The sequence below is a fragment of the Lysobacter dokdonensis DS-58 genome, from assembly GCF_000770795.1.
Taxonomy (GTDB): domain Bacteria; phylum Pseudomonadota; class Gammaproteobacteria; order Xanthomonadales; family Xanthomonadaceae; genus Noviluteimonas; species Noviluteimonas dokdonensis.
The window spans coordinates 18,507-39,498 of record NZ_JRKJ01000025.1 but is presented as its reverse complement, the minus strand read 5'-3'; the positions used below and the strand labels follow the sequence as shown (position 1 = coordinate 39,498).

The following is a 20,992-nucleotide window of genomic DNA, read 5'->3' as shown; positions in this document are numbered from 1 at the left end:
GCAATGAATTGGGCGAGACGGACATGATTCCAGTGCGGCCGGTGTTGCTGTCGGGGGGCTCGGGCACGCGGCTGTGGCCGTTGTCGCGCGAGGCCTACCCCAAGCAGTTCCTGCCGTTGGTGGGGGAGCAGACGATGCTGCAGGCCACGTGGGAACGCGTGGGCCCGCTGTCGGGGCAGGCGCCGATCGTGGTCGCCAACGAATCGCATCGTTTCCTCGTGGCCGAGCAATTGCGCCAGGTCGGCGCACCCGTGCCGCGCATCCTGCTCGAGCCGGTCGGCCGCAACACCGCGCCGGCCATCGCCGTGGCCGCGATGCAGGCGCTGGCCGATGGCGATGATCCGTTGTTGCTGGTGTTGCCGTCGGATCACGTCGTGGCGAACGTCGATGCGTTCCGCGCCGCCGTGCGCGAGGCGTCGCCCGCGGCGGCCGGCGGCGCGCTCGTCACCTTCGGAATCGTGCCGACGATGCCGGAAACCGGCTTCGGCTACATCGAAGCCGATGGCGCCGCGAACGGCGTGCGCCATGTAAAGCGATTCGTCGAGAAACCCGATTCCGCCACCGCGCAGCGATACCTCGACGCCGGCGGGTATTACTGGAACAGCGGCATGTTCCTGTTCCGCGCATCGCGCGTGCTCGAAGAACTCGCGCGCTTCCGTCCCGACGTCGTCGCCGCATGTCGCTCGGCGTTCGATTCGGCGAAACGCGACGGTGACTTCGTTCGCCTCGAGGCCGACGCATTCGCGGCGTGCCCTTCGGATTCGATCGATTACGCGGTGATGGAGCGCACGGACGCGGCGATGGTGTTGCCGGTCGACATCGGCTGGAACGACGTCGGTTCGTGGTCGGCGTTGTGGGACGTCACGGAGCGCGATGCGCAGGGCAACGCGCACCACGGCGACGTCATCGCGGTCGACAGCCGCAATTCGTACGCCTATGCGACCAAGCTGGTGGCGTTGGTGGGCGTCGACGATCTGGTCGTCGTGGACACCGACGACGCGGTGCTCGTCGCGCGCAAGGACAAGGTCCAGCAGGTGAAGGACGTCGTCGCGCAGTTGAAGGCCGCGCAGCGCACGCAGGTCGCGCTGCATCGCGAAGTGCACCGTCCGTGGGGCAGCTACGATTCGGTGGACGTCGGCGACGGCTTCCAGGTCAAGCGCATCAAGGTGAAGCCCGGCGCGTCGTTGTCGCTGCAATCGCATGCGCATCGCGCCGAGCATTGGATCGTCGTGCGCGGCGTGGCGCGCGTCACGCGCAACGACGATGTCTACGACCTGCGCGCGAATGAAAGCACCTACATCCCCATCGGCGCGAAGCATCGCCTCGAGAACCCCGGCACGCAGATGCTGGAGCTGATCGAAGTGCAGTCCGGCGCGTACCTCGGGGAAGACGACATCGTCAGGTACGACGACGTCTACGGCCGCACGGGCAACGGAGCCTGATCGAATGGCATCGAGCCACCTGGACCGCCTCGAGGCCGAGAGCCTCCACATCCTGCGCGAAGTGGCGGCGAGTTTCCGCAATCCGGTGCTGCTGTATTCGATCGGCAAGGACAGCTCGGTGCTGCTGCACCTGCTGATGAAGGCCTTCGCGCCGGGCAGGCCGCCGATCCCGCTGCTGCATGTCGACACGGGTTGGAAATTCCGCGAGATGATCGCGTTCCGCGACCGCCGCGCGGCGGAAACCGGTGTCGACCTGCGCGTACACACCAATCCCGAAGGCCTCGCGCGCGGCATCGGCCCGATCACGCACGGCGCCACCGTGCACACCGACGTGATGAAGACGCAGGCGCTGAAACAGGCGCTCGACCAGTACGGATTCGACGCGGCCATCGGCGGTGCGCGCCGCGACGAGGAGAAGTCGCGCGCGAAGGAGCGCGTCTTCTCGTTCCGCAACGCGCAACACCGTTGGGACCCGAAGCACCAGCGCCCCGAGCTATGGGACGTGTACAACACGCGCATCGCCAGCGGCGAAAGCGTGCGCGTCTTCCCGCTGTCGAACTGGACGGAGCTCGACGTCTGGCTCTATATCTTTCGCGAGAACATCCCGGTGCCGTCGTTGTATTTCGCGGCGCAACGCCCGGTGGTGGAACGCGACGGCGCGCTGCTGATGGTCGACGACGAACGCCTGCCGTTGCGCGCGGGCGAGACCGCGCAGATGCGCCGCGTGCGCTTCCGCACGCTCGGCTGTTACCCGTTGACGGGCGCGATCGAATCGGACGCCGACACGCTGGAGAAGATCATTGCCGAAATGCTGGTGGCGACGACCTCCGAGCGCCAGGGCCGCGTGATCGACCACGATCCCACGGCGTCGATGGAGAAGAAGAAGCAGGAGGGCTACTTCTGATGACCACCATCGACGCCGCGGCAAGCGTCTCCGAAGCGCTGCGCAAGCACGAACACAAGGGCCTGCTGCGCTTCATCACCTGCGGCAGCGTCGACGACGGCAAGAGCACGCTGATCGGTCGACTGCTGTACGACAGCAAGCGCCTGTTCGACGACCAGTTGGCCGCGCTCGCCGCCGACAGCAAGCGCCACGGCACGCAGGGCGCGGACATCGACTATGCGTTGCTGATGGACGGCCTGGCCGCCGAGCGCGAGCAGGGCATCACGATCGACGTTGCGTATCGGTTCTTCGATACCGAGCGGCGCAAGTTCATCGTCGCCGATTGCCCGGGGCACGAGCAGTACACACGCAACATGGCGACAGGCGCCTCGACCGCGGACCTCGCGGTCGTGCTGGTCGATGCACGCAAGGGCCTGCTGGTGCAGACGCGCCGGCATACGTACATCGCTTCGCTGCTCGGCTTGCGGCACGTGGTGCTCGCGGTGAACAAGATGGACCTGGTCGGGTACGACCAGGGCGTGTTCGAAGCGATCGTCGACGAGTACACGCACCTGGCGCATTCGCTCGGCATTCCGCACGTGCAATGCATTCCGCTGTCGGCGCTCAAGGGCGAGAATCTCGTGCATCGCGGGCAGGCCACGCCGTGGTACGACGGCCCGTCGTTGCTCGATTATCTCGACACGGTGGAAATCGAGCGTCCGCAGGCCGAAGGCGGGTTCCGCCTGCCGGTGCAGTGGGTGCAGCGCCCCGACCGCAGCGACGCCGATCGCGATTTCCGCGGCTACGCGGGCACGCTCGTCGCGGGCAGCGTGAAACCGGGCGATGCGGTGGTGGTGTTGCCGTCGGGTCGGCGTTCGCGCGTCGCGCGCGTGCTCGGGCCCGATGGCGCGCTCGATGGCGCGACGGCGGGGCAGGCGGTGATGCTGGTGCTCGCCGACGAGATCGACATCAGCCGCGGCGACGTGATCGCAGCGGCGGACGATGCACCGGAAGTCTCCGACCAATTCGCCGCGCACGTGTTGTGGATGGGCGAGGGCCAGTTGCTGCCCGGTCGCCCGTACTGGCTCAAACTCGGCACGCGCACGGTGGGTGCGACGGTGACGTCGCTCAAGCACAAGGTCGACATCGATACGCAGGCGCCGCTGGCGGCGACGCACCTGTCGTTGAACGAAGTCGGTTATTGCAATCTGTCGCTCGACCAGGCGATTCCCTTCGAGCCCTATGCGCGCAATCGCGCGCTGGGGGGTTTCATCCTGATCGACCGCATCGACAACGCGACCGTCGCGGCGGGCACGCTCGACTTCGCGCTGCGTCGCGCGGCCAACCTGCATTGGCAGCACATCGATGTCGACCGCGCCACGCGCGCGCGATCGCTCGGGCAGTCGCCGAAATGCGTGTGGTTCACGGGGTTGTCGGGGTCGGGCAAGTCGACCGTCGCCAACCTCGTCGACAAGCGCCTGCATGCGATGGGCCGCCATGCGTTCGTGCTCGACGGCGACAACGTGCGCCACGGGTTGAACCGCGACCTGGGCTTCACCGACGAAGACCGCGTGGAGAACCTGCGCCGCGTGGCGGAAGTCGCGAAGCTGATGACGGATGCCGGGCTGATCGTGCTCGTCAGCTTCATCTCACCGTTCCGCGAGGAACGCGCGGCGGCGCGCGCCTTGTTCGGCGAGGGCGAGTTCATCGAAGTGTTCGTCGACACGCCGCTGTCGGTCGCCGAATCGCGCGACGTGAAGGGCCTTTACGCGAAAGCGCGGCGCGGCGATTTGCCGAACTTCACCGGCATCGATTCGCCGTACGAGGCGCCGGAAGCGCCGGAGTTGCGACTGGATACGACGGCGGACACGCCGGAAGCGCTGGCCGAGCGCGTCGTGCGCGCATTGCTCGGCGAATAAGCCCTCCCCTGCATGCAGGGGAGGGTCGAATGGGGCTGCGCTTCCCTCAAACCGCCCGGGGCTTCTTCCCGCGCACCGCTTCCCAAAGGAACAACAACACGATCGCCGCCAGGATCGCGATGACCCACACGAGCGCGCGATTCGTCACGTTGAGCATCTGCGCGATGTAACCGCCGGCCGCGGCGCCGAGTGCGCCCAGCACGATGGTCATGATCCAGCCGACCGGGTCCGCGCCGGGCTTGAAGAAGCGCGCAAGGATGCCGATCACCGCACCACCAATGACATACATCAGGATGCCTTCGAACATGGATGTCCTCCTCGGGCGCCGGATGGCGCCGAGGGGGATGCTAGCCATGTGTGCGGCGCAGCAGGCCGCGAAACCGACCGGCGGTCGAACCGACTAGCAGCAACCGTGCTCGCCGCGTTCGTTCGCGCCGGCCACGGCGGAACTGCCCCGCGTTTCGCCACGCTGGCTCGCTTCGTGGTGCCGCGCGATGACGCGCGCGACGCACGACGTCACGCGCTTGCCCATCGGGATGTGCAGGAATTCGTTCGGGCCGTGCGCGTTGGAATGCGGACCGAGTACGCCGGTGATCATGAACTGTGCGTCGGGATACTTCTCGCCGAGCATGCCCATGAAGGGGATCGTGCCGCCTTCGCCCATGTACATCGCCGGCTGCCCGAAGAACTCGCGGCTCGCTTCGTCGATGGCCTGCGTCAGCCACGGCGACATGGCCGGTGCGTTCCAGCCCGTCGAGGCCTTTTCGAGATCGAGCGTGACCTGCGCGCCGTACGGCGGATCCTTTTCGAGCGTCTGCTTGAGCAGATCGCCCGCGCGCTTGCCGTCGAGCGTCGGCGGAAGACGCAGCGACAACTTCACCGACGTATGCGGGCGCAGCACGTTTCCCGCCGAGGACAGCGGCGGCATGCCGTCGACGCCCGTCACCGACAGCGCCGGGCGCCACGTGCGATTGAGCACGAGTTCGGTGAGGTCCTGCGCCATCGGCGTTTCGCCGGGCAGGAACGGGAACTTGTCGTACACCGCGGTGCCCACGACCTTCGCCGCTTCCTTCGCCTGGACCAGGCGCTCGTCCGGGATCTGCGACTGCAGGCCGTCGAGCAGGATGCGGCCGGTGCCTTCGTCCTCGATGCGCGAGAGCAGCGTGCGCAGGATGCGGAAGCTCGAAGGCACGATGCCGGACGCATCGCCCGAGTGCACGCCTTCGCTGAGCACCTTCACCGTGAGGTTGCCGCCGGCCAGGCCGCGCAGCGACGTGGTGCACCACAACTGGTCGTAGTTCGCGCAGCCCGAATCCAGGCACACGACGAGCGACGGCTTGCCGATGCGATCGGCCAGGTGATCGACGTACGCGGGCAGGTCGTAGCTGCCCGATTCCTCGCACGCTTCGATCAGGATCACGCAGCGCGCGTGCGGCAGCTGTTGCTCCTGCAGCGCGAGGATCGCAGCGAGCGAACCGAAGATCGCATAGCCATCGTCCGCGCCGCCGCGGCCGTACAGGCGATCCCCCTTGATCACCGGCTTCCAGGGGCCGAGGTCGTCGTCCCAGCCGGTCATCTCCGGCTGCTTGTCGAGGTGGCCGTAGAGCAGGACGCAATCGTCGTCGCTGCCGCCGTTGGCGGCCGGGATTTCCAGGAAGATCAGCGGCGTGCGGCCCTGCAGGCGGATGGTCTCCACCTTCATGCCGGGGATCGTCTGCGCCTTGGCCCAGGTTTCCATGAGCGCCACGGCCTGGTCCATGTAGCCGTTCTTGACCCATTCGGCGTCGAACATCGGCGACTTGTTGGGAATCGCGATGTATTCCACGAGGCGCGGGACGATGTCGTCGTCCCACTTGCCGTCGACGTAGCGTTCGAGGGCGGGGGCGTCGAGGGAACGATCCATGCGGGGGCACCTGGGGCGGGAAAGACCGGGATTCTAACGCGGGGGTCCCGTCGGGATCAGACATTCCCTACACGCCAGTCGGTGAAAACACGACAAAGTGACGCGGCAAACCCTGATGGGTCGGAGGGGAACGGACCGGGAAACTGCACCCGTCCGCCGCATTGGGCGGCGGGCCAGGAACCGTCCACCTCGTCAGGGAGAGACCCATGCACTCGTTCGTCAAGAAAACCGCCATCGCGCTGCAATCGATGGCGCTCGCCGTCCTGTTCGCCGGGGCCGCCCACGCGGCGGACAAGGTGGACATCAACAGCGCCGACGCGAAGACCATCGACCGCGTCCTGCTCAACATCGGCCCGTCGAAGGCGGAGGCCATCGTGGCCCACCGCGAGGCCAACGGGCCCTACAAGAGCCTGGAGCAACTGGCCAAGGTCAAGGGCATCGGCCTGAAGACCGTCGAGAAGAACCGCGACCGCATCCAGCTCGGCGCGGGCGGCGGCGCGAAGGGCAAGGCAGCGTCGGCGGCGGCCGCGCCCTGAGCCGACGCGCCGTCACGGAGGTGACGACCCGGCGGCGCATGCCGTAGGGCGGGGCGTCGTGCAGGGATGGGCGGCAACGGATTGCGCCCATTCCTGCCCTTTTCCGCGACGGCCGGTTAGGCTGCGCGCATGTCGACCGCCCGTTCCCGCGTGGTGCCCGCCAACGAATATCGCCGCGAGCGCTGGCGCAACGGCGCCGGGTGGACGCGCGAGATCGCGGCCGAACCGGCGCATGGCGAGTGGGCCTGGCGATTGTCGATCGCGGAGATCGAACAGGACGCGCCGTTCTCGCGTTTCGAAGGCATCGATCGTGAAATCGTGCTGCTCTCGGGCAACGGCGTGCGCCTGCGCTTCGACGACGGCAACGTGCATTCGCTCGAACCGCCGCACGGGCGCCTGCGTTTCGCGGGGGAGGCCGGCGTGCACGGCGAATTGATCGACGGCGCCACCCAGGACTTCAACCTGATGTGGCGGCGCGATGCGATCGACGCGCAACTGTGGCATCGGCCCCTCGTGGGCCCGATGGTGATCTTCGCCGACCCGGGCACGACATGGGCCGTGCATCTGCTCGCAGGTCAGGCGCGGTTCGCGGACGACTCGGGGTTGCCGCCGCTCGCGATGGGCGACACGGCGTTGCTGCAAGCGGGCGATACGCGCCTGCGGCACGTGCTCGATGGCGGCGGCCAGGTGTTGCTCGCGCAGTTGCGGCCGCGCTGAGGCGCGGCGCGCACAGGGATCAGAACAACGCCGGCACCAGTACCACCAGCAACACGACGATGGACGCGCCCATCACGCTGAGCACCAGTTCCTTCGCATTGCGCCCGCGCGCCCACATCCAGATGCCGGAGAGGCCGAGCAGCAGCATCGCGATGGCGAAGCTGTCGGCGAGGATCGTCCAGCCGATGCCGCCGCCGACGGCCTTGTGCAGGCGGTTGAACGCGGCGAGCGTGGAATGCTCGGTGTGCTTCACCTCGGCGCTCGTGTTGCCGGGCGTGTATTCCATCGACCACGCATCGCTCGCGCTGCCGCCGGAGAGCGTCCACTTCGGCTGATCGGGCTTCTTCGATTCGCCGCCCTTCGCACCGCTGTCGCCCTGGCGCTTGGCGCCTTCGCGGCCGCCGCCCGGCGGGCCCTTGCGGATCACCTGGGCGTCGAGTTGCTGCGTCTGCCGCAACCACAGCGACAACGCTTCCGGCGAGGTCTGCGCATCGGCCGGGATCTGCAGCGTCACGCGCGCCTTCTCGTTGCTGTCGCCCTGCGGCCACGCGCCGTCGCCGAAGCGATGGTTCATCACCAGGCCCGTGAAGCCGTAGAGGATCGCGGCCAGCGCGCCCCACGCGCCGATCCACAGGTGCAACTGGCGGATCACGCGATAGGTGGTGTTGCTGCGGCGGACGGGCTTGGCGGCGCTGGTTGCGGTGGTGGCGTTCATTGCATTCCGGAATTGCGTGCGTCAGGTGTCGGACCAGCGACGCAGGAGGTTGTGGTAGACGCCGGTGAGTTGCACGAGCGCCGGATGATCGGGCACGTCCTGCGTCAACCGGCGGATGGAAAGATCCAGTTCGAACATCAGCCGGCGCTGCGCGTCTTCGCGCAACAGGCTCTGGATCCAGAAGAACGATGCGATGCGCTCGCCGCGCGTGACCGGCGTGACCTGGTGCAGGCTGGTGCCGGGGTACAGCACCATGTCGCCGGCCTGCAGCTTGACGCGCTGCATGCCGTAGGTGTCTTCGATGACGAGTTCGCCGCCGTCGTACTCCTCGGGCGCCGACAGGAACAGCGTCGCCGACAAGTCGGTGCGCACCGGTTCCGCGCCGCCGCGGCTGCGGTCGTAACGGATCGCGTTGTCGACGTGGAAGCCGAAGGATTGCCCGCCGCCGTAGCGGTTGAACAACGGCGGATACACCCGCTGCGGCAACGCGGCGGAGAAGAACGTCGAGTTACGCGCCAGCGCTTCGAGCACCAGCGCGCCGAGCTCGCGCGCCACCGGATCGGTTTCCGGCAGCTGCGCGTTGTCCTTCGCCTTGCCCGACTGGTACCCCGCGGTGACCTTGCCGTCGCCCCATGCAGCCGTGCCCAGGCGCGCGCGGCAATGCGCGACCTGGTCGGGCGTCAACACTTGCGGGATGGTCAGCAGCATCGCGGGATCCGGGTCGGGCCCGTTCGACTCAGAACGCGTACGTGGCCGTCAGCACGAGCGAGCGGGCATCGCCCGGCGTCGCCCAGCCGTTGTTGCGCACGCGCACGTAGTACTCCTTGTCGAACAGGTTGTTGGCGTTGAGCTGGAAGGACAGCTGGTCGTTCAAGGCGAAGGACACCATCGCACGGTGCGTCGTGTAGCCATGGACGTTGCCGTAGGACGTCGCCAGCGTGTTGCCGTAGAACACGTAGTCGCTCTGGTAGGTCACGCCGTAACCGAAGGTCCAGCGATCGAGGTCGTACGTGGTCCAGATGCTACCCGATCGCTCCGGCGTGCCGCTGATCGGCAGGCCCTTGAACGGGTCGCCGACGGTGGCGGCCACGTAGTCGGACACGCCGTGCAGCACTTCGCTTTCCAGCCAGGTGGCGTTGGCGAAGATCGCCCAGTCGTGGGTGATCTGGCCGGCGACGCCCAGCGAAACGCCGTCGACGCGCGCTTCGCCATCGAGCTGCTGCTCGCCGCTCGGATTCAGCGGGTTGCCCGGGTCGGCGACCTTGTAGTTCTGGCGGTCGTTGCGGAACAGCGCGCCGGTCACGGCGAGGGTCTTGGTGACGTCCCACTTCGCGCCGAGTTCGATGTTCGCGGCCGTTTCGGGGTCGACGTTGCAGGTCTGTGCGGTGCACGCGCCGTTGACCGACGCCTTCGACGGCGTCTTGCTGTTGGAATACGACAGGTACAGCGTGCCCGCTTCGACCGGCTTGAACAGCACGCTGGCGCGGTAGGAGAAGAGGTTGTCCGAGTTCTCGAACGTCGAAATGCCCGTCGACGTACCGAACGCCGGACCGGCGACGACGCTGTACGTGTCGACGATCGAATCGCCCTTGTTGTGCTCCCAGCGCGCACCGAGGTTGAGCATCCAGCGCTCGTCGAACTTCAGCGTGTCGAAGAGATAAGCGGACTGGTTGTCCAGGCTGCCTTCGGTGATGCTGGCGCGCGTGTAGTTGCGCGGGCCGGTGTAGATGTTGTTCGGGTCGGAGATCGACATCGGAGGCAACGGCGCGTTGGTGCCGTTCGCGCGGCGCGGGAACAGGCCACCGGTGTCGAGGTCGAAGGATTCGCTCGAGATCGAGAAGCCGGCAACGAGCGCGTGTTCGATGCCTGCGGTTTCGAAATGCGTGACCAGGTCCGTCTGGCTGATCGCGATGCTGTTCTGCGTGTCGCGCACGTAACCGCGCGGGCCGCTCGGATTGCCGGGCAGGAACGTGCCGGGCGCTTGGCCGACGAGGCACGCCGACGTGGTGGGCGAAGGGTTCACGCCGTTGAACAGGCACCACGTCCCCTGCGGCGCGTCGACCACGCTGTACTGGTCGACGTTCTGGAAACGCGCCAGGCTGCGGATCGTGGTGTTTTCGTTGAGGTCGTACTCGATCACGCCGGTGAGCATGTCGACGTTGATGTCCTGCGAGTCGACGTTGGCGTAGCCGTAGTAGTTCTCGCGCCGGGTGCCCGGCAGCGGGCCACCGTATGCGCTGAAGTACGGCAGGCCGTACTGCGGGATGTTGTTGTCGGTCTGGTGGAAGTAGCTCAGGGTCACGCGCAGGTCCGTGCCCAGGCCGAACGCGATCGACGGCGCGATGCCCCAGCGTTCGAACGTCTCGACATCGCGGCCCGGCGCGTCGTTCTGGTGCGCCATCGCGTTGATGCGGAAGGCGGCGTTGTCGCCGAGCTCGATGTTGCTGTCGAGCGTCGCGCGGCCGTAGCCGTCGGTGCCGCCGCCCAGCTGCACGTTCGTGAACTCGCCCATCGCGGCGACCTTGCTCACGAGGTTGATGTTGCCGCCGACCGAGCCCGCGCCGGAGTACACCGAGTTCGCGCCGTTGACCAGTTCGATGGCCTGCAGGTTGAACGAGTCGGTGCGCGAGTACTGCGCGCTGTCGCGCACGTTGTCGGTGGTGATGTCGGAGCTGGCATTGAAGCCGCGCAGGGTGATGCTGTCGCCGTAACCGCCGCCACCTTCGCCCGCGCCGAAGGTGATGCCCGGCAGCGTGGTGAGTGCGTCGCGCAGGCCGAGCAGGTTCTGCTCGTCCATCACTTCGCGGTTGATGACCGTGATCGTCTGCGGCGTATCGCGCAGCGGTTCGGTGTACTTCACCGACGCCGGCTTCTCGTCGTACTTGCCCACCACCTCGACCTTGTCCAGGTCGGTCGGCTTCTTCGGCAGGGCAGGGCCTTCCTCGGCGGCGAAGGCGACCGGCGCGGTCAGGATGGTCGCAAGCGCGAGCGCGAGCGGCGTCGCACGGAATGCGGCGTGGGGCATGACGTCCTCAGGATTGTCGTTTTGCGGCGTGGGGCCGCGGCGGACGCAATGTTAAATGCGAGCCATTCGCAAATGCAAACGAATTGCATCAAGTGACGACGAGCGGTCGCCAACCCCCTTCGAAACAGGGCTTTCGGTCAAGTGTCGTCGCGCGTCCACACTGCGCCGTCCTCGACCTTGACCGGGTATTTGCGCACCGGCGCATAGGCGGGGGCATTGAGCGCGCGGCCGTCGCGGACGTCGAACTTCGAGCCATGCAGGACGCATTCGATGGTGGCTTCCTCGCCGTCGTAGGGGCCGGACGAGAGGTCGAAGTCTTCGTGCGAGCATCGGTCTTCGAGGGCATAGAAGTCGCCGTCATAGTTGAAGACCACGATCGGAGTGTCGCCGTCCCAGGCGACCTTGGATTCGCCGGGGAGCAACTCGGAAGTGGCGCACACGCGCACCCAGGTCACAGCGCCTTCTCCATCACCTCGAAGCGCAGGTCCTCGCGCAGCGGGATGCCGAAGCGCGGATCGCCATAGGGGAAGGGTTTCTTGATGCCCGTGCGCACGTAGCCGCGGCGTTCGTAGAAGGCCATCAGTTCGTCGCGGATATCGATCACCGTCATGCGCATGACGGGCAGGGCCCATTCCTCGCGCGCGATGCGTTCGGCTTCGGCCAGCACGGTCTTGCCGATGCCGCCGCCCTGGATGTCGGGTTGCACCGAGAACATGCCGAAGTAGCCCGCGCCGTCGTCTTCGCACACGTGCGCGCAGGCGAGCATCGTTCCCTCGCGTTCGGCGACGAGCACGCGGCTGTGCCGGCGTTCGATGTCGCGGCGCAGGACGTCGGCGTCGATGCGCGCGCCGTCGAGGAAGTCGGCTTCCGTCGTCCAGCCCACGCGGCTCGCATCGCCGCGGTAGGCCGAGGTGACGAGCGCGACCAGGGCGTCGAGGTCCTCGACGCCGGCGGCGCGGAATTGCAGATGGCTCATGTGCGGTCCCGTCGATCCAGGGCCGCAGTTTATCCGAGCAGGCGGCGCACCTTGCGGAGGGCGGCCGCGAAGGCCTCGATTTCCTCGTGCGTGTTGTAGAACGCGAGCGAGGCGCGACACGTGGCCGGGACGCCGAAGAAGGCCATCAGCGGATGCGCGCAATGGTGGCCGGAGCGCACCGCGACGCCTTCGAGGTCGAGCAGCGTGGCCAGGTCGTGCGCATGGGCGCCTTCGACGAGGAACGAGACGACGGCCGCCTTGCGCGCCGCGGTGCCGATGATGCGGACGCCGTCGATGGTGCGCATCTCTTCGGTCAGGTGCGACAGCAGCGTGGCTTCGCGCGCGGCAATCGCCTCCATCCCGATGCCATCGAGATACGCCACCGCGGCGCCGAGGCCGATGTGGCCTGCGATGTTCGGCGTGCCTGCTTCGAAGCGGTGCGGCGGATCGCTGAAGATCGTGCCTTCGTAGCGCACTTCCTTGATCATCTCGCCGCCGCCGAGGAATGGCGGCATCGCGGCCAGCAATTCGCGCCGCGCCCACAACGCGCCGGTCCCCGTCGGCCCGCACATCTTGTGTCCGGTGAAGGCGTAGAAATCGCAGCCGATCGCGGCGATGTCGACCACCATGTGCGGCAGCGCCTGCGAGCCGTCGACCACGGTCGTGATCCCGCGCCTGCGCGCTTCGCGGCAGATTTCGGCGACGGGATTGATGGTGCCGAGCACGTTCGACACATGCGCGACGCCGAGCAGCTTCACGTCCGGCGTCATCGCCGCGTACAGCGCGTCGAGGTCCAACGACCCATCCTGGTGCAGCTCCGCGACGCGGATCGTCGCGCCCGCGCGTTCGCAGATCAGTTGCCACGGCACGATGTTCGCGTGGTGTTCCATGCGCGAGAGCAGGACGACGTCGCCGGCCTTCAGGTTCGACAACCCCCACGAATATGCGACGAGGTTGATCGCGAACGTGGTGCCGCTGGTCAGCACCACGTCCTGCGGCGCGACGTTGACGTGTTTCGCCAGGCGCGTGCGCGCGGCCTCGTAGCTTTCCGTCGCCTCGCTGCCGAGCGCGTGGACCGCGCGGCTGACGTTCGCGTTGTGGCGGCGATAGAACGCATCGACGGTTTCGATCACCGACGCCGGCTTCTGCCCGGTGTTCGCCGAATCGAAATAGATCAGCGGCTTGCCATGCACCTGGCGGCGCAACAGCGGGAAGTCCTCGCGGATGCGCGGCCAGTCGATGTCGGTCGCCGGTGCGACGGTACTCATGCGGTGCGCTCCAGCATGGCGAGCGCGCGGTCGAGCGCGGATTCCGCGGCCGGCCGCAGCGCGGCATCCAGCCCCGCCAGCACGTCGCGGCAGAACGCGGTGGTGAGCAGGCGACGCGCGTCGCCTTCCGGCAAGCCGCGGGAGCGCAGGTAGAACAGCGCGGTCGGATCGAGCCCGCCCACCGCCGCGCCGTGCGCGGCCTGCACTTCATCGGCGTGGATTTCGAGCACGGGCTGCGCGTCGATCTCCGCGTTGTCGCTCAGCAGCAGGTTGCGGCTCGACAACGCGGCATTGCTGCCGTCCGCGCCCGCGCGAATCAGGATGCCGCCATGCAGCACCGCGCGACTGCGGTCGGCCGCGAGCCCGCGCCACGTGAGATCGCACCGCGTATCGCCCGCGACATGATCGATGTTCAGGCGCGTGTCGATGTGGCGACGGCCCGTGCCGAGCAGCACGCCGTCGGATTGCACGGCGGCGTTGGCGCCGAGCAGGCGGCAACCGAACTCGTGGCGCGACAGCGCACCGCCGAGCTCCAGGTCGAGTCGGCGATAGCGGGCATCGGCGTCGAGCGAGGCATCCGTGCGCGCGAACAAGGTCGCGCCGACGGCGTCGTCCTGCACGCGGACGTGCGTCAGCGATGCGCCCCGCGCGACACGGATCGTCGTGAGGCTGTTGCCCAGGTGCGAATGCGCGCCCGAGGCGACGTGATGTTCGATCAGCGCAGCGCTGGCGCGTTCGCCGATCTCGATGGCATGCCGCAGATGCCACGCCTGGTCCTGCGCGGCGGCGGCACCGATGAAGACCAGATGCAGCGGCACCGCGACCTGCGCATTCGCCGCGACGTGCAGCACGACTCCGGTGCGTGCCAACGCGGCATTGAGCGACGCGAAAACGCGATCCGGCCCGCCGACGTCGAGCGGATCGGCGACCGAGCCAGCCTGCAACGTGACGCCTGCCGGCAACGCATCGAGCGACGACAGCGTCGCGTCGAACACGCCGTTGACGAACACGATACGCGGGCCGTCGATGGCGGCCACGATTGTCGCGTCGACCGGCGAGGATTGCGCCGGCGCGAACACGCGACGCTCCAGCGCACGCAGAGACGTGTACTTCCACGCCTCGCTGCGCGGCTTCGGCAAGCCGTCGCGCAACGCGGCGTCCAGCGTCTCGCGCCGCGCCGCGTCGCCGTCGAAGCCCTGCGCCAACGATTCCAGCAACGCGCTCATCAGGCCGCGGCCTCCGGCAACTGGCGATCGGCGATCCACGAATAGCCGTGCTGTTCGAGCTGCAGCGCGAGTTCCGGACCACCCGTTTCCACGATGCGGCCGTCGGCCAGAACGTGCACGACGTCCGGCTTGATGTAGTCGAGCAGGCGCTGGTAGTGCGTGATCACGAGGAACGCACGCTCCGGCGAGCGCAGCGCGTTGACACCGTCGGCGACGTTGCGCAGCGCGTCGATGTCCAGGCCCGAGTCGGTTTCATCGAGGATCGCAAGCTTGGGTTCGAGCACCGCGAGCTGGAAGATCTCGTTGCGCTTCTTCTCGCCGCCGCTGAACCCCTCGTTGACGCCGCGATGCAGCAGTTCGTCCTTCAGGTGCAGCACGGCGAGCTTTTCGCGCACGAGCTTGAGGAACTGCATCGAATCCAGTTCCGCCTCGCCGCGCGCCTTGCGCTGCGCATTGAGCGCCGAGCGCAGGAAGTAGGTGTTGTTCACGCCCGGGATTTCGACCGGGTACTGGAACGCGAGGAACACGCCGGCGGCGGCGCGCTCCTCCGGTTCCTGCGAGAGCAGGTCGCGGCCTTCGAACGTCACCGAGCCGCTGACGACTTCATAGCCCTCGCGCCCGGCGATCACGTTGCCGAGCGTGGACTTGCCCGCGCCGTTCGGGCCCATGATGGCGTGCACGCGGCCAGGTTCGACCTGCAGCGAGAGGCCCTTGAGGATGTCGCGGCCGGCGACGCGGACGTGGAGGTTGTCGATCTTCAACATGTGGGGATTGTCCTGTTCGGTCAGCCGACTGCGCCTTCGAGCGAAACCTCGAGGAGCTTCTTGGCTTCGACCGCGAATTCCATCGGCAACTCGCGGAACACGCTCCTGCAGAAACCGTCGACGATCATCGACACCGCATCTTCTTCCGAGATGCCGCGGCTGCGGCAGTAGAAGAGCTGGTCGTCGCTGATCTTCGAGGTCGTCGCTTCGTGTTCGACGATCGCGGTGGGGTGTTTCACTTCGACGTACGGGTACGTGTGCGCACCGCACTTCTTGCCGATCAGCAGCGAGTCGCACTGCGTGTGGTTGCGCGCGCCGATCGCGCTGCGCTCCACCTTGACCAGGCCGCGATAGGCGTTCTGCCCGCGGCCGGCGCTGATGCCCTTGCTGACGATCTTCGACTTCGTGCGCTTGCCGACGTGGATCATCTTGGTGCCGGTGTCGGCCTGCTGGCGATGGTGCGTGAGCGCGACGGAGTGGAATTCGCCGACCGAGTCGTCGCCGAGCAACACGCAGCTCGGGTACTTCCACGTGATGGCCGAACCGGTCTCGACCTGCGTCCAGGAAATCTTCGAGCGCGCGCCGCGGCATTCGCCGCGCTTGGTCACGAAGTTGTAGATGCCCCCGCGCCCTTCTTCGTCGCCCGGATACCAGTTCTGCACCGTGCTGTACTTGATTTCCGCATCTTCCAGCGCGACCAGTTCGACGACCGCCGCGTGCAGCTGGTTTTCGTCGCGCATCGGCGCGGTGCAGCCTTCCAGATAGGAAACGTAGCTCTTGTCTTCGACGATGATCAGCGTGCGCTCGAACTGCCCGGTGTTCACCGCGTTGATGCGGAAATACGTGCTCAGTTCCATCGGGCAACGCACGCCCTTGGGAATGAACACGAACGAGCCGTCGGAGAACACGGCGGAATTGAGCGCGGCGAAATAGTTGTCGCCCGTGGGCACGACGCTGCCGAGGTATTGCTGCACCAGCGCGGGATGCTCGCGGATCGCCTCGGACATCGAGCAGAAGATGATGCCCTTCTCGGCGAGTTCCTTGCGGAAGGTCGTGCCGACCGAGACCGAGTCGAACACCGCGTCCACCGCCACGCCCGCGAGCTTCGCGCGTTCGTGCAGCGGCACGCCGAGCTTTTCGTACGTGTCCAGCAATTCCTGCGGCACTTCATCCAGCGAGGCGTACTTCGCCTTCGGCGCGGAGTAGTAGCTGATGGACTGGAAGTCGATCGGGGCGATGTCGAGCTTGGCCCAGTTCGGCATCGGCATGGTCAGCCAGTGGCGGTACGCGGCCAGGCGCCATTGCGTCATCCATTCGGGTTCTTCCTTCTTCGCGGATAGGAAGCGGATGACGTCTTCCGACAAGCCCGGCGGCAGTGCGTCGGATTCGATGTCGGTGACGAAGCCGGCGTCGTAGCGACGGCCCAGCTGTTCGAGGATTTCGGCGTTGCTTTCGTGGTTCATGGCCTGGCTCACACCGTCGCCAGCGTGGCGGGGATTGGACGACGGGGTTGATTCGGGGCGGGGGCGAGCATGTCGGCCAGCGACACTTCGCGCAGCGCGTGCGAGACGACGTCATTGATGCGGCGCCAGTTGGCGCGCACGCCGCAGGAGGATTCGATGCCGCAAGCGCCGGCGTGCACGCTGCATTCGGTCATGCCGAGCGGGCCTTCCATCGCTTCGACGATGTCGACGAGCGAAATGGCCGACGCCTCGCGCGCCAGTCGATAACCACCGTGCGCGCCGCGGAACCCGGACACCAGGCCGGCCTGCGCGAGCGGCTTGAGTACCTTCGCGACGGTGGTGACTTCCAGACCCGCGCGCTCGGCGAGCTCGGCCGCGCTGTGGACGCGATCCGGCACGGCGGCGAGCACCGTCAGCACGACGGTGGCGTAGTCGGTGAGCTTCGTGACCCGCAGCATGGCTGGGCAAGACCTGTAAAACGGACTGAAATTGTACGTTTTAACGCCGGCCGGTCCAACTCCCTCCCCTGCGCACGCGGGAGAGGGCCGGGTTGGGGTTCAGTCTCGCGAGGCCGTCAGCCCGCTGCGGCGGGCTTTGCCACGCTCGAAGCGGCCGCGGCCGGCGGCGGCGGGAGGTTGAATTCGATGAAGGGCAGGGGCGGCGTCTGGCCCGGCGGGAGGTAAGCCGGCGCGGGTTCGCCGTCCGCGCCCAGCGACTTGGTGAAGCGCAGGATCGCCAGGCGGTCCTGTTCGCTCATGTCGCGCACTGCGAAGTCGGGCATCGGCGGGCGCGTGTGCAGCTCGGCGCTGTACTTGAGCCAGGCCGCGTCTTCCATGTCGGCGAGCTTCAGGCGGAGGTTGGCCGCGTAGGTCGTGCCCCACGGGCCGTTCCAGCCCATGCGCGAGCCCACGAGCCATTGCGTCTTCGGCACCTTGCCGCCGCTCTCGGCGTAACCCGGCGTGTGGCAGTCGTTGCAGCCGGCGATGCGCACCATGTACTCGCCGTGCGCGAGCAGTTGTGCGTCGGTCATCGCGACCGGGGTCGCGCTGGGGTGCGGTGTCGCGACGGCGGCGTCGGCCTTCGAGTCGGACGCGGCGGGCGTGCACGCGGCCAGCGCGCAGGCGAGGGCGACGGGAAGCATGAGGGTCGTGGTGCGCATCGTCTGACCGAACTTGGATGGAACCGGGGAATACGCATCGCGCGCATCGCAGCGGCCACGCAGATGGCGTGTTCACCGCCAAACCCGCACAATTCCCGTCTTTCCTCTCCTGGATGTCCGCATGGCCCGCAAGACCGTCGCCCGTCGCTCGCAGATCCATGGCAACGGCGTGTTCGCCGGTGCGCCCATCAAGAAGGGCGAGCGCCTCCTCGAATACAAGGGCGAGCGCCGCACGCACGAAGCCGTCGACAACGACGACACCGGCGATGTCGAGAGCGGCCACACGTTCCTCTTCACGCTCAACGACGAGTACGTGATCGACGCCAACCACGGCGGCAACAGCGCGCGCTGGATCAACCACAGCTGCGAGCCCAACTGCGAGGCCGTGCTGGAGGAATCCGACGGCGACGACCGCCGCAAGGACCGCGTCTTCATCGAGTCCATCCGGGCCATCAAGGTGGGCGAAGAGCTGACCTACGACTACGGCATCACCCTGGACGAGCCCCACACGGCCCGCCTGAAGAAGATCTGGGCCTGCCGCTGCGGGTCGAAGAAGTGCACGGGGACCATGCTCAAGCCCAAGCGCTGAGCTCCCACCCCGGGCACGATGCCCGGAGTAGGCAAAAGGTTTGCATGACTCTCGGGACGCGGCGCGCGCGTCCCGCGTGAATAGCCTGCGCGCATCTTCCCCGACCCGGACGTCCCTTGCCATGCGCAGCCGCTTGCCCGCCGCAACGCTGACCGCCGCCATCCTGCTCGCGCTTTCGGGGCCGTCCTTCGCGGCCATCGTCGTCGACGGCAAGATCGACCCCGCCGAGTGGCAGGGCGCGCAACACGTCACCGACTTCCGCATCACGCAACCGTTGACTGGCGCGCCGGGTTCGCAGCCGACCGAAGCCTGGATCCTCGCCACGCCCGAAGGCCTGGCGATCGGCTTCCGCAACACGCAGCCGTCGAGCATCCCGCGCAATCGCCAGAAGATCCGCCGCGACGAACAGGCGCAGGTCGATCGCAACAACCTGATGATCGACTTCGACGGCGACGGGCGCACCGGCTACAACTTCATGGTGACGTCCACCGACGGCATCAACGATGCGGTGATCACCAACGAGAACCGCTTCTCCACCGACTGGGACGGCAACTGGCAGCACGCCGCCAGCGAGGACGAGAACGGTTGGTCGAGCGAAATGCTCATTCCCTGGTACATCGCACCGATGGCGAAGGGCAAGGACGGCAAGCGCACGTTCCGCATCTACCTGGATCGCGTGATCGGCAGTTCCGGCGAGCGCAGCGCGTGGCCGGCGGCGAGTTTCGAACGCCCGCGCTTCCTGTCCGACTTCACGCCCGTCGAAGTGCCGATCTACAACCAGGCGCTGATCGCGATCACGCCGTACGTGTCCGGGTTGTACGACAACATCGGCAAGGACGGGAGTTTCGACACCGGCGCGGACATCTTCTGGAAGCCCAACGGCCAGTTCCAGCTGACCGCGACGTTGAACCCCGACTTCGGCCAGGTCGAGAGCGACGACATCGTCGTCAACTTCAGCGCCAACGAAACCTTCTTCAGCGACAAGCGCCCGTTCTTCACCGAGAACCAGGGCCCGTTCGAGTTCACCACGCCGTCGGACTTCAGCCAGCTCGTCTACACCCGCCGCGTCGGCGGGCCGACGGACGACGGCAGCGGCGCGGGCGACATCACCGCGGCGGTGAAGGCCAACGGCAGCTTCGGCGCCACCAAGTACGGCGTGCTGATCGCCGACGAAGCGGACGAAGCCGGCCGCACGTTCACCGCGTTGCGCCTGTCGCACGACTTCGCCAAGCAGAACGTCGGCATGATGGTCACGCAGGTCGACCGCCCGTTCTTCGACCGCACGGCCACTGTCGTCGGCTTCGACCAGAACTGGCGGCCGAACGAGAAGTGGAACATCCAGAACCGCCTGATCTTCAGCGACATCGACGAAGGCCGCGCCGACAGCCCTGACTGGGGCCGCGCAGGCCAGGGCGACGGCTTCACCACGATCGTCGACTACGAAGCCGGCAACGGCTGGCGCCACCAGTTCCTGGGCATGCATTTCAGCGGCGACCTGGAAATCAACGACTTCGGCTTCCTCTCGCGCCCGGACCTCAACTACGCGCACTACGAGTTGAAGAAGCGCATCACCGACATGCCGAAGGAGTCTTCATATTCCTCGCACGATTGGCGCTGGCGCGTGGGCGGCAGCAACGACGACACCGGCGTGGACCTGCAGCGCCAGTTCCGCATGAGCGTGTCGAGCCAGTTGAAGGACGGCGGCAACGACTACGCGCAGATCAACGTCAACACCGCCGGCCACGACGACCGCATCCTGCGCGGCAACGGCATCGTCAAGATCCCGTCGAACTTCAACTCCTTCGCCGAGAAGAACTGGCCGCGCCACGGCGCGTGGGCGTTCTACGCCAACGTCGGTTTCAGCAACTACGGCATCGGCGACTCGAACAACGACCGCGGCATCGGCTGGAACACCCAGTTCCAGCCCACGTACTTCATCAACGACGACCTGAGCCTGTACACGACGCTGTACGCCGAGCGCACGCCGCAGTGGATGATCTGGTACGGCGACAACCTGATCGGCACGTTCGACGAACACGCCCAGCAGCTCGACTTCGGCGTGAACTGGAACTTCCGCGGCAACCAGGAACTGCGCGTCAAGATGCAGGCGCTCGGCCTGGATGCGGACCGCCGCCAGGCGTGGCGCACGACGCCCGATGGCACGCCGGTCCCGAGCAACGACCGCATCGACGACTTCGCGCTCAGCAACCTCGGCTTCCAGGTGCGCTACCGCTGGGAGTTCAAGCCGCTGTCCTACCTGTACGTCGTGTACGGCCGCGGTGGCGATCTGTTCAACGAGTACCAGTTCGGCGCGCCGGATGCGAACGAAGCGCTCAACGACGCCTTCTCGCTGCGCGACGACGAGCAGCTCGTGGTGAAGCTGAGCTACCGCTTCGAGCTGTAAGCC

The 20,992-nt window shown here is 67.1% G+C and carries 20 protein-coding genes; 7 read left to right on the top strand and 13 right to left on the bottom strand.

All coding sequences use genetic code 11. The features are described 5' to 3' along the window. Positions 1–23: 23 nt before the first annotated feature. From LF41_RS15435 to cysN, 3 genes are read left to right on the top strand one after another with little or no spacing between them, the layout of a single operon-like run. The gene (locus LF41_RS15435; RefSeq protein WP_036171849.1) at positions 24–1,442 is read left to right on the top strand and encodes a mannose-1-phosphate guanylyltransferase/mannose-6-phosphate isomerase; all 1,419 of its coding nucleotides are present in this window, start codon (positions 24–26) and stop codon (positions 1,440–1,442) included. A gap of 4 nt (positions 1,443–1,446) precedes the next feature. Then, complete coding sequence (cysD, locus tag LF41_RS15430; protein ID WP_036171846.1) at positions 1,447–2,346, top strand: sulfate adenylyltransferase subunit CysD; 900 nt, start codon at positions 1,447–1,449, stop codon at positions 2,344–2,346. Next, positions 2,346–4,244, top strand: coding sequence for a sulfate adenylyltransferase subunit CysN (gene cysN / locus LF41_RS15425; protein ID WP_036171843.1), 1,899 nt, complete (start codon positions 2,346–2,348; stop codon positions 4,242–4,244). Before cysD ends, cysN begins: the two co-directional genes overlap by 1 nt. A gap of 46 nt (positions 4,245–4,290) precedes the next feature. On the opposite strand, the gene LF41_RS15420 is transcribed toward cysN, so the two are convergent. Further along, positions 4,291–4,551, bottom strand: a complete 261-nt coding sequence (locus tag LF41_RS15420; protein WP_052116520.1) for a GlsB/YeaQ/YmgE family stress response membrane protein — start codon at positions 4,549–4,551, stop codon at positions 4,291–4,293. Between the two features lie 93 nt (positions 4,552–4,644). Further along, positions 4,645–6,147 carry a M20 family metallopeptidase gene (locus LF41_RS15415; RefSeq protein WP_036171840.1) on the bottom strand — a complete coding sequence of 501 codons (1,503 nt, stop codon included), beginning with the start codon at positions 6,145–6,147 and terminating at the stop codon, positions 4,645–4,647. A gap of 206 nt (positions 6,148–6,353) precedes the next feature. Between LF41_RS15415 and LF41_RS15410 the strand changes: the two genes are divergently transcribed. Together LF41_RS15410 and LF41_RS15405 are read left to right on the top strand one after the other, a co-directional pair. After that, positions 6,354–6,683 (top strand): ComEA family DNA-binding protein, encoded by a 330-nt coding sequence (locus LF41_RS15410; protein ID WP_036171835.1) that lies wholly within the window; start codon positions 6,354–6,356, stop codon positions 6,681–6,683. Positions 6,684–6,812: 129 nt separating this feature from the next. Beyond that, positions 6,813–7,400, top strand: coding sequence for a HutD/Ves family protein (locus LF41_RS15405; protein ID WP_036171833.1), 588 nt, complete (start codon positions 6,813–6,815; stop codon positions 7,398–7,400). A 19-nt stretch (positions 7,401–7,419) separates the two neighbouring features. On the opposite strand, the gene LF41_RS15400 is transcribed toward LF41_RS15405, so the two are convergent. From LF41_RS15400 to LF41_RS15350, 11 genes are all read right to left on the bottom strand, one after another. Continuing rightward, positions 7,420–8,115 carry a PepSY-associated TM helix domain-containing protein gene (locus tag LF41_RS15400; RefSeq protein ID WP_036171830.1) on the bottom strand — a complete coding sequence of 232 codons (696 nt, stop codon included), beginning with the start codon at positions 8,113–8,115 and terminating at the stop codon, positions 7,420–7,422. A 21-nt stretch (positions 8,116–8,136) separates the two neighbouring features. After that, a complete protein-coding gene (locus tag LF41_RS15395; protein WP_036171827.1) occupies positions 8,137–8,823 on the bottom strand; it encodes a Fe2+-dependent dioxygenase in 687 nt (228 codons plus the stop codon). Positions 8,824–8,851: 28 nt separating this feature from the next. After that, a complete protein-coding gene (locus tag LF41_RS15390) occupies positions 8,852–11,140 on the bottom strand; it encodes a TonB-dependent receptor (RefSeq protein ID WP_036171824.1) in 2,289 nt (762 codons plus the stop codon). A gap of 137 nt (positions 11,141–11,277) precedes the next feature. Next, entirely contained in the window at positions 11,278–11,595 is a 318-nt protein-coding gene (locus tag LF41_RS16835) for a Rieske (2Fe-2S) protein (protein ID WP_036171821.1), read from the bottom strand. Beyond that, entirely contained in the window at positions 11,592–12,116 is a 525-nt protein-coding gene (locus tag LF41_RS15380) for a GNAT family N-acetyltransferase (RefSeq protein WP_036171818.1), read from the bottom strand. Before LF41_RS15380 ends, LF41_RS16835 begins: the two co-directional genes overlap by 4 nt. A 29-nt stretch (positions 12,117–12,145) precedes the next feature. Beyond that, entirely contained in the window at positions 12,146–13,384 is a 1,239-nt protein-coding gene (locus LF41_RS15375) for a cysteine desulfurase (RefSeq protein WP_036171816.1), read from the bottom strand. Next, positions 13,381–14,610 carry a Fe-S cluster assembly protein SufD gene (gene sufD / locus LF41_RS15370; RefSeq protein WP_036171813.1) on the bottom strand — a complete coding sequence of 410 codons (1,230 nt, stop codon included), beginning with the start codon at positions 14,608–14,610 and terminating at the stop codon, positions 13,381–13,383. The genes LF41_RS15375 and sufD overlap by 4 nt, the downstream gene beginning before the upstream one ends. Then, positions 14,610–15,374 carry a Fe-S cluster assembly ATPase SufC gene (gene sufC, locus LF41_RS15365; protein ID WP_036171809.1) on the bottom strand — a complete coding sequence of 255 codons (765 nt, stop codon included), beginning with the start codon at positions 15,372–15,374 and terminating at the stop codon, positions 14,610–14,612. The genes sufD and sufC overlap by 1 nt, the downstream gene beginning before the upstream one ends. A 20-nt stretch (positions 15,375–15,394) precedes the next feature. After that, positions 15,395–16,837 carry a Fe-S cluster assembly protein SufB gene (sufB, locus tag LF41_RS15360; protein ID WP_036171806.1) on the bottom strand — a complete coding sequence of 481 codons (1,443 nt, stop codon included), beginning with the start codon at positions 16,835–16,837 and terminating at the stop codon, positions 15,395–15,397. An 8-nt stretch (positions 16,838–16,845) separates the two neighbouring features. Then, complete coding sequence (locus LF41_RS15355) at positions 16,846–17,295, bottom strand: SUF system Fe-S cluster assembly regulator (protein ID WP_036171803.1); 450 nt, start codon at positions 17,293–17,295, stop codon at positions 16,846–16,848. Positions 17,296–17,411: 116 nt separating this feature from the next. Next, the gene (locus LF41_RS15350; RefSeq protein ID WP_202594070.1) at positions 17,412–17,996 is read right to left on the bottom strand and encodes a cytochrome C; all 585 of its coding nucleotides are present in this window, start codon (positions 17,994–17,996) and stop codon (positions 17,412–17,414) included. Positions 17,997–18,117: 121 nt separating this feature from the next. Between LF41_RS15350 and LF41_RS15345 the strand changes: the two genes are divergently transcribed. Both LF41_RS15345 and LF41_RS15340 read left to right on the top strand, forming a co-directional pair. Then, positions 18,118–18,585: an SET domain-containing protein gene (locus LF41_RS15345; RefSeq protein WP_036171799.1), complete on the top strand. Its 468-nt coding sequence runs from the start codon at positions 18,118–18,120 to the stop codon at positions 18,583–18,585. 121 nt (positions 18,586–18,706) lie between these two features. Next, a complete protein-coding gene (locus LF41_RS15340) occupies positions 18,707–20,989 on the top strand; it encodes a DUF5916 domain-containing protein (protein ID WP_052116519.1) in 2,283 nt (760 codons plus the stop codon). Positions 20,990–20,992 lie beyond the last annotated feature (3 nt).

Coding starts and splice junctions, on each gene's coding strand:
- cysD (WP_036171846.1), top strand. CDS start 1,447: ATGGCATCGAGCCACCTGGACCGCCTCGAGGCCGAGAGCCTCCACATC.
- cysN (WP_036171843.1), top strand. CDS start 2,346: ATGACCACCATCGACGCCGCGGCAAGCGTCTCCGAAGCGCTGCGCAAG.
- LF41_RS15410 (WP_036171835.1), top strand. CDS start 6,354: ATGCACTCGTTCGTCAAGAAAACCGCCATCGCGCTGCAATCGATGGCG.
- LF41_RS15345 (WP_036171799.1), top strand. CDS start 18,118: ATGGCCCGCAAGACCGTCGCCCGTCGCTCGCAGATCCATGGCAACGGC.
- LF41_RS15350 (WP_202594070.1), bottom strand. CDS start 17,996: ATGCGCACCACGACCCTCATGCTTCCCGTCGCCCTCGCCTGCGCGCTG.
- LF41_RS15355 (WP_036171803.1), bottom strand. CDS start 17,295: ATGCTGCGGGTCACGAAGCTCACCGACTACGCCACCGTCGTGCTGACG.
- LF41_RS15395 (WP_036171827.1), bottom strand. CDS start 8,823: ATGCTGCTGACCATCCCGCAAGTGTTGACGCCCGACCAGGTCGCGCAT.
- LF41_RS15420 (WP_052116520.1), bottom strand. CDS start 4,551: ATGTTCGAAGGCATCCTGATGTATGTCATTGGTGGTGCGGTGATCGGC.
- LF41_RS15415 (WP_036171840.1), bottom strand. CDS start 6,147: ATGGATCGTTCCCTCGACGCCCCCGCCCTCGAACGCTACGTCGACGGC.
- LF41_RS15380 (WP_036171818.1), bottom strand. CDS start 12,116: ATGAGCCATCTGCAATTCCGCGCCGCCGGCGTCGAGGACCTCGACGCC.
- sufC (WP_036171809.1), bottom strand. CDS start 15,374: ATGTTGAAGATCGACAACCTCCACGTCCGCGTCGCCGGCCGCGACATC.
- sufD (WP_036171813.1), bottom strand. CDS start 14,610: ATGAGCGCGTTGCTGGAATCGTTGGCGCAGGGCTTCGACGGCGACGCG.
- LF41_RS15390 (WP_036171824.1), bottom strand. CDS start 11,140: ATGCCCCACGCCGCATTCCGTGCGACGCCGCTCGCGCTCGCGCTTGCG.
- LF41_RS15375 (WP_036171816.1), bottom strand. CDS start 13,384: ATGAGTACCGTCGCACCGGCGACCGACATCGACTGGCCGCGCATCCGC.
- sufB (WP_036171806.1), bottom strand. CDS start 16,837: ATGAACCACGAAAGCAACGCCGAAATCCTCGAACAGCTGGGCCGTCGC.
- LF41_RS15400 (WP_036171830.1), bottom strand. CDS start 8,115: ATGAACGCCACCACCGCAACCAGCGCCGCCAAGCCCGTCCGCCGCAGC.
- LF41_RS15340 (WP_052116519.1), top strand. CDS start 18,707: ATGCGCAGCCGCTTGCCCGCCGCAACGCTGACCGCCGCCATCCTGCTC.
- LF41_RS15405 (WP_036171833.1), top strand. CDS start 6,813: ATGTCGACCGCCCGTTCCCGCGTGGTGCCCGCCAACGAATATCGCCGC.
- LF41_RS15435 (WP_036171849.1), top strand. CDS start 24: ATGATTCCAGTGCGGCCGGTGTTGCTGTCGGGGGGCTCGGGCACGCGG.